The sequence below is a fragment of the Pseudarthrobacter sp. NamB4 genome, assembly GCF_005796185.1.
Taxonomy (GTDB): domain Bacteria; phylum Actinomycetota; class Actinomycetes; order Actinomycetales; family Micrococcaceae; genus Arthrobacter.
Map to the genome: position 1 here is coordinate 50,414 of NZ_VAHM01000007.1, position 14,408 is coordinate 64,821.

Consider the following 14,408-nt stretch of genomic DNA (forward strand, 5'->3'; position numbering starts at 1 on the left):
GGGCGGCTATATTTGTCAGGAAAATTTGAACCGGCGGTTGGGGGCCGTCGCCATGAAGGAGTCGCTTTGCCAACACACAAGGCCGTGGTCACAGCAGCCATCGGGCTGCACGCACGACCTGCCGCCGTCTTCGTACGGGCTGTCAACGAGACCGGACTGCCGGTCACCATTACCAAGGAAGGCAGCGGGGGTGTCGACGCCGGGTCCCTGCTGCAGGTGATGACGGCTGATTTCCCCCAGGGCTGCGAAGTGGAACTGGGAATCAGCGAAGCGGCCCTGAACGGCCACCTAAGCCGCGAGAAAGCCGAAGAAGCCCTCCGGTCGCTTGGCGACCTTTTGGAGTCACAAGGCACGGTCTAGCCGCTGCCCTGCGGACATAACGACGTCGGGCCCCACCAAATCTGGTGGGGCCCGACGTCGTTTATATAGATATGTGTTGCTCTTCTAGTGCGCGTGGTCTCCGCGGCTGTATTCGTACACCCAGCCCACAAGGGCAACGACTGCCAGGCCGGCAGCGATGTACACGATCCAGAACCCTACGGCGAGGCCCAGGAAGCCTGTGGCGCAGGAGATGCCGAGGACCAGCGGCCACCAGCTCCAGGGGCTGAAGTGTCCCTGCTCACCGGCGCCCTCGTGGATTTCAGCGTCGCTGCGGTCCTCGGGACGCAGGCCGACGCGTTTCCCGGTGAAGCCGAGGTATCCCCCGATCATGCCGGCCAGGCCGCCAACGAGCAGGATCCCGAGGATGCCTACCCATTCACCCCAGTTGGTGAGGAACCCGTAAATCAGGGAGACGGGAACGAAGAAGAAAACTCCTGCACCAAAGATCCAAGATTCAATTTTCATCGTCAGTTGTCCTTCTGGTCGGCGTTTCCGAGTACCTGGGCTGCAGGAGCCGGTGACTCAACGGTGTGTACCTGGCGCAGTTCAGGGTGGTGCAGGTCCAGCGCGGGACGCTCCGAACGGATTCGGGGCAGCGAGGTGAAGTTGTGTCGCGGCGGCGGGCAGGACGTAGCCCACTCCAGGGAAGCTCCGAAGCCCCACGGGTCATCCACCTGGACCTTTTCAGCACTGCGCCACGTGACGTACACGTTCCAGAAGAACGGGATCAGCGAAGCGCCCAGGACGAACGATGCGACAGTGGAGAACTGGTTCATCCAGGTGAAGTTATCTTCCACGAGGTAGTCCGCGTACCGGCGCGGCATGCCCTCGACGCCCAGCCAGTGCTGGATCAGGAAGGTGCCGTGAAAGCCCAGGAAGAGCAGCCAGAAGTGGATCTTGCCCAGACGCTCGTTCAGCATCTTTCCGGTGAACTTGGGCCACCAGAAGTAGAACCCGGCGAACATTGCGAACACTACGGTGCCGAACACCACGTAGTGGAAGTGTGCCACCACGAAGTAGGAATCGGAGACGTGGAAGTCCAGCGGGGGCGAGGCCAAAATGATGCCGGTCAGGCCGCCGAAGAGGAACGTGATCAGGAAGCCGATGCTCCACAGCATGGGGGTTTCAAAGGTCAGCGACCCGCGCCACATGGTGCCGATCCAGTTGAAGAACTTCACGCCCGTGGGCACTGCGATCAGCATGGTCATGAAGGCGAAGAACGGCAGCAGCACAGCCCCGGTGACGTACATGTGGTGCGCCCACACCGTCACGGACAGGGCGGCGATGGCGATGGTGGCGTAGACCAGGCCTTTGTAGCCGAAGATCGGCTTGCGGCTGAACACCGGGAAAATCTCGGACACGATGCCGAAGAACGGCAGGGCGATGATGTACACCTCGGGGTGGCCGAAGAACCAGAACAGGTGCTGCCAGAGGACCGCACCGCCGTTCTCCGGGTCGAAGATGTGCGCACCGAAGCGGCGGTCAGCCCCGAGCGCGAACAGTGCGGCGGCCAGCGGCGGGAAGGCCATGAGCACCAGGATTGCGGTGACCAGGGTGTTCCAGGTGAAGATCGGCATCCGCCACATGGTCATGCCGGGAGCACGCATGCAGATGATGGTGGTGATGAAGTTGACCGCACCCAGGATGGTCCCGAAGCCGGAAAGCGCGAGGCCGAAGACCCAGAGGTCACCACCGATGCCGGGGCTGAAGGTGGTGTTGGACAGCGGCGCGTAGGCGAACCATCCAAAGGATGCAGCACCCTGCGGGGTGATGAAGCCGGATACGGCGATGGTGGAGCCGAACAGGAAGAACCAGAACGCCAGGGCGTTCAGTCGCGGGAAGGCGACATCCGGAGCGCCGATCTGCAGAGGCATGATGACATTCGCGAAGCCGGCAAACAGCGGGGTGGCGAACATCAGCAGCATCACGGTGCCATGCATGGTGAACAGCTGGTTGTACTGCTCCTTGGTCTGCAGGATCTGCATGCCGGGCTCAAAGAGTTCGGCACGGATGAGCAGCGCCATGACGCCGCCCAGGCAGAAGAACACGAAGGACGCGATCAGGTACATGTACCCGATGGTCTTGTGGTCGGTGGAGGTGATCCAGTTGACGACGATGCGCCCCTTGGATTTCGGAACCACGGGAGCCGCCAGGACTCCGGTGGGTGCGGATTGAGTGTACGTAGCCACGTCGCTCCCCTTACTTAATGTCGTTCACGTTCGGGTTGCGGTCGTACTCCACGCCGAGCAGACCCGTGTTGCCTGCTTCGCGCAGATCGTCCATGTGTGCCTGGAATTCATCTTCCGACACCACCTTGACGCGGAACAGCATTTCGGAGTGGTACTCGCCGCAGAGTTCGGCACACTTGCCGTCGTAGGTGCCCTCTTTAGTGGGGGTGAACCTGATGTAGTTGGTCTTGCCCGGGATCATGTCGCGCTTTTGAAGGAAAGCCGGAACCCAGAAGGAGTGGATGACGTCGCGTGCGTTGAGCTCGAGGTCAACGGACCTGTTCACCGGCAGGTACAACGTCGGCATCTGTTCCTTGTCGATGGTGTTGCCGGTCAGGTTGGTCTGAACGCCTGCCTCGTGGACGTCCTCTTCGATGACGTCGCCTGCTTTGTAGTTGAAGTCCCAGGCCCACTGCTTGCCGCGGACGTCCACAACGACGTCGGCAGGCTGGGACCGGTCATCGATCGCCTGCTGGTCGCGGTCGGTGAAGTAGAAGAACACCAACACCATGAACAGCGGGATGGTCAGGTAGAAGACTTCCAGCGGGAGGTTAAAGCTGGTCTGCCGCGGGAACCCGACGGTGCCCTTGCGGCGACGGTAGGCAACCAGGCACCAGACGATCAGGCCCCAGGTAATGATGCCCACAACCAGGGCGGCAATCCATGAGTTGACCCAGAGGTCCATGATGCGGTCGGTGTTGCTGGTGGTGCCGCGTTCAGTGGGCAGCCACCCCTTCTCTACCTCTGGCGAACATCCGGTCAAAACCAACGCGCCGGCGATTGCCAAGCTTGAGATCGTGGTGATCGTTTTGCGTCGGCTGCCGGTTCGGTTCTGCGAACTCACAGACGGCCCTTCCTACTTGTTGCTGTTGTCCGGGCAGACTTGGCCGCCCCGGGCACACGAAAAGTTTTACTACTCGGTGTAGAGCTTACCGCTCCGCCGGGCGTTTCGCCCACATGTCGGCGCCGTGCCCCCTTGCCGTTGTTTTCGGCAGGTGGCACGGCGCCGGCACCGGGCGAAATAACCGGGTTAGTGGAACGAGTCCCCGCACGCGCAGGAGCCCCCGGCGTTCGGGTTGTCAATGGTGAAGCCCTGCTTGGCGATGGTGTCTTCGAAATCGATGCTGGCGCCGCTGAGGTACGGCACACTCATCTTGTCCACCACAACTTCAACGCCGTCGAAGTCACGGACTGCGTCTCCGTCCAGGAGCCGCTCATCGAAGTAAAGCTGGTAGATCAGCCCCGAGCAGCCGCCGGGCTGCACGGCAACCCTGAGGCGCAGATCGGTACGGCCTTCCTGTTCGAGAAGACTGCGTACCTTGCCTGCTGCGACGTCGGTCAGATTGACCTCGTGGACGGGCAGTTCATCACTGGCCGTACTGGTGGTACCGGTGCTGTTCTCATTGGTAGCGGTGCTCATTGGCCTACCTTCTTAGGACGGTCTGGCGGCTCCGCGCTGGCGGTGCCTGCCCCTACGGATACGGTATGGGCTATAGCTACATGCTACGCGGGGCGCACCTGTAGCTCTAACTCCAGACGTAACCATGTACGCATCCCGGTTGTTCCCTCCGGACTCCCTTTCCCCTACAGGCCCTCGGCGTTGATCCGTGCCAGAAGCAGCGCTTCGGCGAGGATGGCCTTGCGGAAATCACCAAGGTGCAGGGACTCGTTGGCGCTGTGGGCGCGTGAGTCGGGATCCTCCACCCCGGTCACCAGGATCTGTACGTCCGGATACATCTCGGTGAGGTCGGCAATGAAGGGGATGGAACCGCCAATTCCTGTTTCCACCGCCGGCACCCCCCATGCCTCTCCCAGGGCCCACATGGCCGCTGAGGCCGCGGGGGAAGAAGTATCAGTCTGGAACGGGTTGCCGCTCTCCCCCGGGGTGAACGTAACCTTCGCTCCGAACGGAGCATTCACCTCCACGTGCCGGCGCACCGCGTCCATTGCCTCGCCGGGATCCTGCCCCGGCGCCAGGCGCAGGCTGAACTTCGCGCGTGCGGTGGGCAACAGGGTATTCGAGGCCGACTCCACGGAGGGAGCATCGAACCCGATGATGGACAGGGCGGGCTTGGTCCAGAGCCGCGAGGCGATGCTGCCCGACCCCGCCAGCCGGACGCCGTCGAGCACTGATGCATCAGCCCGGTAGTCCGCTTCGGGAAGTTCCACCGCGGCCGTATCCTTTGCCACCAGTCCCTCGATGGCAACATTCCCCTCGTCATCGTGCAGGGTGGCAATGAGCCTGGACAGCAGCGTGGGCGCATCCAGTACGGGCCCGCCGTACATGCCCGAATGAACAGCGTGCTCAAGGACCTGGACCCCAATCGTGCCGTCCACGAGGCCCCTCAGGCTGGTGGTGAGGGCGGGGGTACCCACCTTCCAGTTGCTCGAGTCGGCCACGACGATGACGTCAGCCCGGAGCAGCTCCTGGTTGGCTTCCAGGAAGGATCGGAACGTCGGCGAGCCGGCTTCCTCTTCGCCTTCAAAAAAGAACGTCACGCCCAGGCCAAGTGTGCTGCCCAAAACTTCCGAAACTGCGGCGTACGCCGCTATGTGGGCCATGATGCCGGCTTTGTCGTCGGCGGCGCCCCGGCCGTACAGCCTCCCATCCTTCTCAACGGCCAGAAACGGCTCTGTTTCCCACAGGCTCCGGTCGCCTGTGGGCTGGACGTCGTGGTGGGCGTACAGGAGGATGGTCGGTTTACCCTCCGCGGCAGCCCGGGAAGCGACGACGGCGGGACCTCCCGGAGTGCCGTCCGGCTTGTCGCATGCAAGGATCTGCACGTTGCCAACGCCAGCGTCGCGGAGCAGGTCCGCAACTGCTTCAGCACTGCGTTCCAAGGGTGCGCGTTCGAAGCTGGGCCAGGCTATGCCAGGAATGGCAACGAGGTTCTTCAGGCGTTCCAGCATGCGCCCGAAGTCCTGGTCAATCGAGCTGCGGAGTTCTTCCGTCCAGCTGTTTTCGGCCAGGCCCGGGGATGCGGTGCCTTTGGGGTTCTGCGGCATGGCAGTTGGCGATGAAGTCATGGCCGAAACATTACCCGCGTCACATCCAGCTGCGCCGGAGGGCCGGTGCGGGATGAATTCCGTCAGCCTCCGCAAGGTATTCTGGTCAGGTGTTCGGACGTAAGAAGGAAGCGCCCTCGGCGCAGCAAACAGTAGACCAAGAGGCTGCAGAAGCCGCGGCGGAGGCAGCCCGCGTGAGCGGCAAGGGTGCTCCCACGCCTACCCGGAAGGCACAGGAGGCAGCCCGCAGGCGCCCGCTGGTCCCGGAGGACCGCAAAGCATCCAAGGCCGCCGAGCGCCAGGCAATTCAGGACCAGCGGCTGAAGATGCGCCAGGCCCTGGATACCGGGGACGAAAGATTCCTGCCGCTGCGTGACAAGGGCCCGCAGAAACGCTTTGCCCGCGATTTCGTGGATGCGCGGTTCAGCCTTGGCGAGTACCTGATGTTCGGTGCACTGGTCTTCGTCCTCGTGTCACTGGTGGTGCCGGCGTCCAGTGACCTGATGATCTACGTGCTGGGCGGTTTCTGGGTGATGTTCCTTGCCGTCTTTGTGGACGTGTTCGTCCTGTCCCGCCAGCTCCGCAAACGGTTGACCGCGAAATTCGGCGAGGTTGAACGCGGGACCGTCTGGTACGGCTCAATGCGTTCCCTGCAGTTCCGTAAGCTCCGGCTGCCCAAGCCCCAGGTCAAACGCGGGCAGTACCCTTCCTGAACCGACCACGTCCGGCTCAGGAAGAAGCCCGGAGGCACCATAAGAATCAGCAAAACCCCGGCGGGCGACCCGCCGGGGTTTTCACTTTCAACGGTTCCAGGACCGCCCCAAAGAGTTCAGGACCGTCGGTTTTTCGCCAGCTCCCGGTTGATGCGGGCTGCCCAGAAGGGCCCCTCGTACAGGAAAGCCGTGTAGCCCTGGACCAGGGTTGCGCCGGCGTCCAGCCTGTCCTGCACGTCCTGCGCTGTTTCGACACCGCCGACGGCAACCAGGGTAAGCGCGTCTCCCGTGGTCTTCTTGAGCCGGCGCAGTACCTCCAGCGACCGCTTCTTCAGTGGAGCACCGGAAAGCCCGCCCGCACCGCAATTCTCCACCTGCTCCATAGACGACGTCAGCCCCGTACGGGAGATGGTGGTGTTCGTGGCAATGATGCCGTCCAGCTTGAGGTCCAGCGCGAGGCGCGCGACGTCGTCGATATCCTCGTCGGCGAGATCGGGCGCGATCTTGACGAGCAGGGGGACGTGCCGTCCAGCTGCCCTGTCGGCTTCCCCGCCGACGGCGCTGAGCAGGGGGCGGAGTGACTCCACATCCTGCAGCAGCCGAAGCCCGGGGGTATTGGGCGAGCTTACATTGACCACCAGGTAGTCAGCAGCGGGCGCAAGGCTGCGGGCGCTGACGAGGTAGTCCTCAACAGCGTCTGCCAGTTCCACTGCCTTGGTCTTTCCGATATTGACGCCAATGATGGGGCGGACGCCGGGGTGCCGTCGCTGGAGCGCAGCACGGGCGGACCTGAGCCGGGGGGCGACGGCGGCGGCGCCGTCGTTGTTGAAGCCCATCCGATTGATGACGGCGCGGTCCTGGACCAGGCGGAATAATCGCGGCTTTTCGTTGCCCGGCTGGGCCTGTCCAGTGATGGTGCCCACTTCCACATGCCCAAACCCGAGTTCCGTCAGGGCCTCGATACCGTGCCCTTCCTTGTCAAAGCCGGCAGCAAGCCCGAACGGCGACGGAAAGGTGACGCCGAAAGCCGTCGTCTGCAGTGACGGGTCGGGTGCCGTCAGCTTCTCGAGGACCTTCCCCGCGCCCGAGCGATGCGCAAGCCTGATACCCGTGAACCCGATTTTGTGGGCGCGCTCGGCGTCCATCCATGAAAAGGCCAGCCTGAAAAAAGTGGGGTAAACGCGCATGCCTCTAGTTTTCCGTCTTGGGGCCCGCAGGCCAAAACGCGCCCGACCAAAACCGGAGCGGATTAGCATAAAGCCATGGAATGGCAGCAGGACATCCTGGGCGATGAATTCGAGTCCCATGCCTTCCTCGCCGCCGGGCCCGACGGCGTGGAGCGCACCGCCACCCTGGTCCGGTTCCGTCCGGCCGCCGTCACACTGCCTTCCCCTCCCCCGCGCGGCAGGGCGGTCCTTTTCCTGCACGGCTGGAGCGACTACTTCTTCAATATCGACCTGGCCCGCTTCTGGTCCTCGGCCGGTTATGACTTTTACGCACTTGACATGCACAACCACGGCCGCAGCCTGCGCCCGGACTTCCCGGGCGGCTACGTGGCCAACCTCGAGGACTACGACGCCGAGATCAACGCCGCCTGCCACCTGATCAACCAGGAGGGCGGCGACCCGTCTTTGACCGTCATGGGCCATTCGACGGGAGGGCTGGTGGCTGTCCTGTGGGCCAGCAGGCATCCGGACAAGGTGTCGCGGCTCGTGCTGAACAGCCCCTGGCTTGAGATGCATGGCAGTTCACTGGTCCGGCGGGCGGCGTCCAGCATGGTGGGGCCTGTTGCCCGGTTCCGTCCGGAGGCCGTGCTCCGGCTTCCGGAGCGGGGCTTCTATTGGCGGACCATCAGCAGTTCGGCCGACGGCGAGTGGTCCCTGGATGACCGTTACCGCCCACCGATGGCGTTTCCCGTGCGGGCGGGCTGGCTCAGTGCCGTGCTGGCCGGCCACACGAAGGTGGCGCGCGGGTTGGACATCGAGGTTCCCATCCTTGTCCTGCTGTCCCGCGGAAGCGCCAACGGGCTCTTCTGGTCGGAGGAGATGCGGCGGAGGGATGCCGTCCTTGACGTCAACGTGATTGCTGCGCGTGCCCTCACCCTTGGCCGCACTGTAACCGTGGAACGGATCGACGGCGCGCTGCATGATGTGTTCCTCTCCCCCGCGGCGGTGCGTGCCGACGCGTACGCCCGCCTGGCGCGCTGGCTCAGGGCGTACGGCGATGGCGGGCCGCAGCCACCGGGAGCCGGGAACGAAGGGATGGGCAGGGAAGCGCGATGACCGCCCGCACCGGGCGGGACACTGCTGAGGCACTCCGGAAACCGCGGGGTGCGGGAGGAGGCCTACAGGGACCTGGCCGCGTGGCTGAGGGGCTACCCCGCCTGAGCATTGGCCCCGGACGTGCCCGGGGTGGAGGTGCCTGCGGGTGCCGCATCCACTGCCCCGCCATAACGGCGGTCGCGTTGCGCGTACTCTTCAACGGCCGCCCAGAGCGTCCGGCGGTCCACGTCGGGCCACAGGATGTCCATGAAGACGAACTCCGCGTAAGCGGACTGCCAGAGCAGGAAGTTGGACAGCCGCTGCTCGCCCGAGCTGCGCAGGAAAAGATCCACGTCGGGCAGGTCGGGCTCGTCAAGGTATTTTTGGATGGTCCGTTCGGTAACGGCCCCCGGCTTGAGCCTGCCCGCAGCCACTTCCTCGGCGATGGCGGACACAGCATCGGTAATCTCCGCGCGGCCGCCGTAATTCACACACATGGTCAACGTGCAGGTGCTGTTGCCTGCCGTGAATTCCTCGGCCTCCTCCAGCTCCTTGATGACCGAACCCCAAAGCCGCGGGCGCCGTCCGGCCCAGCGCACGCGCACACCCCATTCGTCGAGTTGGTTTCTTTGGCGGCGCAGCACGTCCTTGTTAAATCCCATCAGGAACCGGACTTCCTCGGGCGACCGGCGCCAGTTCTCCGTGGAGAAGGCGTAGACGCTGACGTACTCGATGCCCAGCTCGATGGCCCCTGCCATCACGTCGAGCAGCGCCGGTTCCCCTGCCTTGTGCCCTTCGATCCTTGGCAGGCCGCGCTGGTTGGCCCAGCGGCCGTTGCCGTCCATTACGACGGCGACGTGCCGGGGGATGAATTCTGCCGGGATGGAGGGCGGCAGCGCCCCGGAGGGATGCGGATACGGTGCAACCACCGGGTGGGTGCGCTTTCGGGACGCGGTGTTCTTCTTGCCGAGGGCCACTGTCAGCTTCGCTCCACATGTTTGAGGGACTTCAGGACTCGTTCGAGGTGCCATTGCAGGTAGGCCGCCACCAGGCCGGCAGCCTCCTTCCGGTGCACCGGGAGGGACTGGTCCGCCGTGGCCCAGTTGCCGGACAGCAGGGCCGCGAGCAGGGCCACCGTTTCAGGCGCCGGAGCCGGGGACCCGGGTGGCCTGCAGCCACTGCAGACCATTCCTCCCAAGGGCGCGGAGAAAGCGGAGTGCGGGCCTGGCGTCCCGCAGCGGGCACAGGCGGTGAAGCTGGGCGCCCAGCCGCCGGTGGCCACGGCCCGCAGGAGGTAGGAATCGAGGATCAGCCCCGCAGCGTGCTCATCCCGGCTCAGTGCGGCGAGTGCACCCACCAGCAGGGTGTACTGCGCCGTTCCGGCCTCACCGTCCACGTCGGTGAGCTTCTCTGCAGTCTCGGTCATTGCCGCCGCTACCGTGTAACGGGCGTAATCGGCCGCGATGCTGCCGCCATATGCGCCCTTGGCCACGGCCTGGGTGACAATGTCCAGGTTCCGTCCGGACACCAACTGGAGATCGGCCACCATGAAGGGTTCAAGCCGTGCCCCGAACCGGCTGCTGGTGCGCCGGACACCTTTGGCGACGGCACGCACCTGGCCGTGGTGCTTGGTCAGCAGCGTGATGATGCGGTCCGCCTCGCCCAGCTTGTGGGTTCGAAGCACGACGGCGTCGTCCCGGTAAGCGCGGGAGGCGAAAGAGTGTTGGGCCACGCCTTTATCTTCCCATTCTTTGCGGGTACGGCTTCCCGCATGCCTGCTGGGCCGCCGCGGCAGGTCCGCGGTGGCGCAACAGGGCGGCGGTCAGGCCTGGGCGTCCCGGATGGCGCGGTTCACGGCGGAGATAACGGCCTTCAGGGACGACATGCTGGTGTTGGCGTCGATGCCGACGCCCCAGAGGACCCGCTCCCCTACCGCGCATTCGACGTACGCGGCTGCCATCGCATTGCCGCCTTCGGAGAGCGCATGCTCGCTGTAGTCCAGGACGCGGACATCCACGCCGTCTTCCCGCAGGATGCCCAGCAGCGCGGCGATGGGGCCGTTGCCGGTGCCCGTACGCTGAACCTGCACGCCATCCACGTCGAGCGAAGCGTGAAGCGTCATGCCGCCGTCGTCGTCCGTCTCGGTCTTCACCGCACCCAGGGAGTAGCGTCCCCACTGCCCGTCGGTTTTGCCGGACGGCAGGTACTCGTCCTGGAAGATCTGCCAGAGTTGGGCACCGCTGACTTCGCCGCCCACAGTGTCTGTTCGGCGCTGGATCACGCCGGAGAATTCAATCTGGGCACGGCGGGGCAGGTCCAGGCTGTGCTCGTTCTTGAGCAGGTAGGCCACACCGCCCTTGCCGGACTGGGAGTTGACCCGGATGACGGCCTCGTAGCTGCGGCCCAGGTCCTTGGGGTCCACCGGCAGGTACGGGACCTGCCAGGTGAAGTCCTCCACAGCCTTGCCTGCGGCGGCAGCGTCGCGCTCCAGCGCCTCGAAGCCCTTTTTTATGGCGTCCTGGTGGGAGCCGGAAAAAGCAGTGAACACCAGGTCCCCGCCATAAGGCGAACGCTCGGGGACGGGCAGCTGGTTGCAGTATTCGACCGTCCGGCGGACCTCGTCGATGTTGGAGAAATCAATCATGGGATCGATGCCCTGGACGAAGAGGTTCAGGCCCAGGGTGACCAGGTCTACGTTGCCGGTACGTTCGCCGTTGCCGAACAGGCAGCCTTCGATCCGGTCCGCACCGGCCATGTAGCCCAGTTCCGCCGCCGCCACGCCGGTGCCCCGGTCGTTGTGCGGGTGCAGCGAGAGGATGATGCCTTCCCGCGGATGCAGGTGCCGGCTCATCCACTCGATCGAGTCGGCGTAGACGTTTGGCGTGGCCATTTCCACGGTCGCCGGCAGGTTGATGATCACCTGGCGGTCCGCGGAGGCCTCGAAAACATCCGCGACGGCGTTGCACACGCGCACCGCGTATTCCAGCTCAGTGCCGGTGAAGGACTCCGGAGAATATTCGTAAGTCACGTGGGTGTCCACGAGGGTTTCCTCGTACTTCCTGCACAGCCGCGCACCCTGCAGCGCGATATCGAGGATCCCGTCCTCGTCCTGGTTAAAGACCACGCGGCGCTGCAGCACCGAGGTGGAGTTGTAGAGGTGCACGATAGCCTGCTTGGCGCCCACCAGGGCTTCGTATGTCCGCTCGATCAGGTGTTCGCGGGCCTGGGTCAGGACCTGGATGGTGACGTCGTCCGGGATGTGGTTGCCCTCGATGAGCTGGCGGACAAAGTCGAAGTCGGTCTGCGACGCGGACGGGAAGCCAACCTCGATCTCCTTGTATCCCATGCGGACCAGCAGATCGAACATCTTCATCTTGCGGGCCGGGCTCATGGGGTCGATCAGGGCCTGGTTGCCGTCACGGAGGTCAACCGCGCACCAGCGCGGGGCCTTGGTGATGACCTTGTCCGGCCAGGTGCGGTCCGGCATCTCAACCTTGATCAGGTCCTGGAAGGGCGTGTACCGGTGGACGGGCATTCCGGAGGGCTTCTGTGCGTTTCGCATTACTATCGGGGCCTTTTCTGTGGTTCCAAGTTAAAAGGGTGGCCGGGCAACACAAACTCCGCAGCGAGGGTGGGCCTTGCGCTAGATCGCGTCTGAGGCCTCGCCGCGGCAGCTAAGAAGAAGGAGCTCTGCACGCACCTTTTGAGGGTAACACGGGTGCGTAAGATGAAGGGGCACTACCGTCAGCAAAGTCCACCATGCAGACGCTGCGCGGGGAATTCTCCCCTGCATGGCTCTTCATCAGAAGGAGTTTCAGTGCCCATTTCGGGGATCGACCTGTCCACTATTGATCACACGGTCCGCCCGCAGGATGACCTTTACCAGCACGTCAACGGAGCATGGCTGAAGGCCACGGAGATCCCCGATGACCGGCCGCTCGAGGGGACGTTCACGGCCCTCCGCGACGGTTCCGAGATCGCGGTCCGCGACATCATCGAGGAAGCAGCCGCCAAGGGTGACGCCGCCACCGGGATCGAGCGCAAGATCGGCGACCTCTACACCAGCTTCATGGACGAGGCAGCAGTGGAAGCCAAGGGCATGGAACCGATCCGTGGGCGCCTTGCGGAGGTGTTTGCCACCACCTCCATTGCGGAACTCGTCGCCCTGGCCGGCCGGCTGTTCCGCGCCGATGTCGGCGGGCTCTTCTACATCTACCCGGCCCCGGACGCGGGCAACCCGGACCGGGTCCTGCTGTACACCGGGCAGGGCGGCCTCGGACTTCCGGATGAGTCCTACTACCGCGAAGAAAAGTTCCTGCCGATGGTCACGGCCTATGCCGGGCACGTGCAGACAATGCTGGACCTGGCGGGCGTTGCCGACGCGGGTGCCGCCGCAGAGCGTGTGGTGCAGCTGGAAACCAAGCTGGCGTCCCACCACTGGGACAACGTCACCCTGCGCAACCCTCAGAAGACCTACAACCTGAAAACAGCGGAGGAGGCGTCCGAACTGTTCCCGCTGCTGGGCACTTGGTTCGATGCTGCAGGGATCGACAAGGAAAAACGGCAGGAAATCGTGGTGAGCACTCCGCCGTTCTTCAACGGCGCAGCCGCCCTCCTCGATTCTGAACCACTGGAGCACTGGCAGGAATGGCTTGCCCTGCGGGTGGTGAGTGCAGCGGCTCCGTACCTTTCCTCGGCCTTCGTGGATGCCAATTTCGCCTTCTACGGAACCACTATCAGCGGCACTCCCCGGAACAAGGACCGCTGGAAGCGGGGTGTTGCCGTCGTCGAGGCAGCGCTGGGCGAGGCCGTGGGCCAGATATATGTCGCCCGGCACTTTCCCGAGTCCCATAAAGCGCGGATGCAGACGCTCGTTGCCAATCTCATCGAGGCTTACCGCCGCAGCATTACCGGGGTCGATTGGATGGGGGAAGCAACCAAAGCCGAGGCGCTGCGGAAGTTGGAGGGTTTCCGGGCCAAGATCGGATACCCGGACCAGTGGATTGACTACTCGGCAGTGGAAATTGACCCCGCCGACCTGCTGGGCAACGTAGAGCGGGCGCACAACGCCGACGTGGATCGCCACCTTGATGAAGTGGGCAAGCCGGTGGACCGCAGCAAATGGCTGATGACGCCGCAGACAGTCAACGCGTATTACCACCCGATGATGAACGAGATTGTGTTCCCGGCGGCGATCCTGCAGCCACCGTTCTTCACCGCGGATGCGGATGACGCCGTGAACTACGGCGGTATTGGTGCCGTGATCGGCCATGAGATCGGCCACGGTTTTGACGACCAGGGGTCGCAGTTCGACGGCGGCGGGGCGCTGCGGAACTGGTGGACGGAGGAGGACCGCGCGGCCTTCGAAAAGCTCACGGCGCAGCTGGTGGCCCAGTTCGAAGTGTTGTCACCTTCGGCAGCACCTGGCCACAACGTCAACGGTCGGCTCACCTTGGGCGAAAACATCGGCGACCTCGCAGGACTGGCCATCGCCTACAAGGCCTACCGGATCAGCCTGGGCGGGAAGGAACCGGAGGTGCTGGACGGCCTGACCGGGGAGCAGCGTTTCTTTGCTTCCTGGGCGGCGGGCTGGCGCCAGGTTATCAGGCCGGAAGAGGCCATCCGCCGCCTGGCGACGGACCCTCACTCCCCCAATGAGTTCCGCACCAACGCCATCGCAAAGAACCTGGACGCCTTCCACGAAGCGTTCGGCGTCACCGAGCAGGACGGCATGTGGATGCCGCCGGCGGAACGGGTGAGCATCTGGTAGCAGGACCTGCAATGGGGCCCGGCCATCTGGCCGGCCCCACTGTTTTTTG

13 protein-coding genes are annotated in these 14,408 nt (G+C 64.3%); 4 read left to right on the forward strand and 9 right to left on the reverse strand.

All coding sequences use genetic code 11. The features are described 5' to 3' along the window. Positions 1 to 66: 66 nt before the first annotated feature. Positions 67 to 360 carry an HPr family phosphocarrier protein gene (locus FDW81_RS08465; RefSeq protein WP_138133751.1) on the forward strand — a complete coding sequence of 98 codons (294 nt, stop codon included), beginning with the start codon at positions 67 to 69 and terminating at the stop codon, positions 358 to 360. Between the two features lie 84 nt (positions 361 to 444). Here FDW81_RS08465 and FDW81_RS08470 read toward each other — a convergent pair whose 3' ends face one another. From FDW81_RS08470 to FDW81_RS08490, 5 genes are all read right to left on the reverse strand, one after another. Beyond that, the gene (locus tag FDW81_RS08470) at positions 445 to 846 is read right to left on the reverse strand and encodes a cytochrome c oxidase subunit 4 (RefSeq protein WP_138133752.1); all 402 of its coding nucleotides are present in this window, start codon (positions 844 to 846) and stop codon (positions 445 to 447) included. A 2-nt stretch (positions 847 to 848) separates the two neighbouring features. After that, complete coding sequence (ctaD, locus tag FDW81_RS08475) at positions 849 to 2,570, reverse strand: cytochrome c oxidase subunit I (RefSeq protein ID WP_138133753.1); 1,722 nt, start codon at positions 2,568 to 2,570, stop codon at positions 849 to 851. Between the two features lie 10 nt (positions 2,571 to 2,580). Next, a complete protein-coding gene (gene coxB, locus FDW81_RS08480; protein WP_138133754.1) occupies positions 2,581 to 3,453 on the reverse strand; it encodes a cytochrome c oxidase subunit II in 873 nt (290 codons plus the stop codon). Between the two features lie 186 nt (positions 3,454 to 3,639). Beyond that, complete coding sequence (locus FDW81_RS08485) at positions 3,640 to 4,029, reverse strand: iron-sulfur cluster assembly accessory protein (RefSeq protein WP_138133755.1); 390 nt, start codon at positions 4,027 to 4,029, stop codon at positions 3,640 to 3,642. Between the two features lie 164 nt (positions 4,030 to 4,193). Beyond that, positions 4,194 to 5,636 carry a dipeptidase gene (locus FDW81_RS08490; protein WP_138133756.1) on the reverse strand — a complete coding sequence of 481 codons (1,443 nt, stop codon included), beginning with the start codon at positions 5,634 to 5,636 and terminating at the stop codon, positions 4,194 to 4,196. Positions 5,637 to 5,725: 89 nt separating this feature from the next. On the opposite strand from FDW81_RS08490, the gene FDW81_RS08495 reads away from it, so the two are divergent. After that, positions 5,726 to 6,328: a DUF3043 domain-containing protein gene (locus tag FDW81_RS08495; RefSeq protein WP_138133757.1), complete on the forward strand. Its 603-nt coding sequence runs from the start codon at positions 5,726 to 5,728 to the stop codon at positions 6,326 to 6,328. Between the two features lie 116 nt (positions 6,329 to 6,444). Here FDW81_RS08495 and FDW81_RS08500 read toward each other — a convergent pair whose 3' ends face one another. Further along, complete coding sequence (locus FDW81_RS08500) at positions 6,445 to 7,515, reverse strand: quinone-dependent dihydroorotate dehydrogenase (RefSeq protein ID WP_138133758.1); 1,071 nt, start codon at positions 7,513 to 7,515, stop codon at positions 6,445 to 6,447. A 75-nt stretch (positions 7,516 to 7,590) separates the two neighbouring features. Here FDW81_RS08500 and FDW81_RS08505 point away from each other — a divergent pair, with 75 nt between their 5' ends. Further along, positions 7,591 to 8,610, forward strand: coding sequence for an alpha/beta hydrolase (locus FDW81_RS08505; RefSeq protein WP_138133759.1), 1,020 nt, complete (start codon positions 7,591 to 7,593; stop codon positions 8,608 to 8,610). Between the two features lie 92 nt (positions 8,611 to 8,702). Here FDW81_RS08505 and FDW81_RS08510 read toward each other — a convergent pair whose 3' ends face one another. The 3 genes from FDW81_RS08510 to leuA form a co-directional block, all read right to left on the reverse strand. After that, positions 8,703 to 9,566: an isoprenyl transferase gene (locus FDW81_RS08510; protein ID WP_138133760.1), complete on the reverse strand. Its 864-nt coding sequence runs from the start codon at positions 9,564 to 9,566 to the stop codon at positions 8,703 to 8,705. A gap of 2 nt (positions 9,567 to 9,568) precedes the next feature. Further along, positions 9,569 to 10,321 (reverse strand): DNA repair protein RecO, encoded by a 753-nt coding sequence (gene recO, locus FDW81_RS08515; protein ID WP_138133761.1) that lies wholly within the window; start codon positions 10,319 to 10,321, stop codon positions 9,569 to 9,571. A gap of 90 nt (positions 10,322 to 10,411) precedes the next feature. Further along, a complete protein-coding gene (leuA, locus tag FDW81_RS08520) occupies positions 10,412 to 12,151 on the reverse strand; it encodes a 2-isopropylmalate synthase (RefSeq protein WP_138133762.1) in 1,740 nt (579 codons plus the stop codon). Between the two features lie 255 nt (positions 12,152 to 12,406). On the opposite strand from leuA, the gene FDW81_RS08525 reads away from it, so the two are divergent. Continuing rightward, complete coding sequence (locus tag FDW81_RS08525) at positions 12,407 to 14,359, forward strand: M13 family metallopeptidase (RefSeq protein ID WP_138133763.1); 1,953 nt, start codon at positions 12,407 to 12,409, stop codon at positions 14,357 to 14,359. The last annotated feature ends 49 nt before the right edge of the window (positions 14,360 to 14,408 follow it).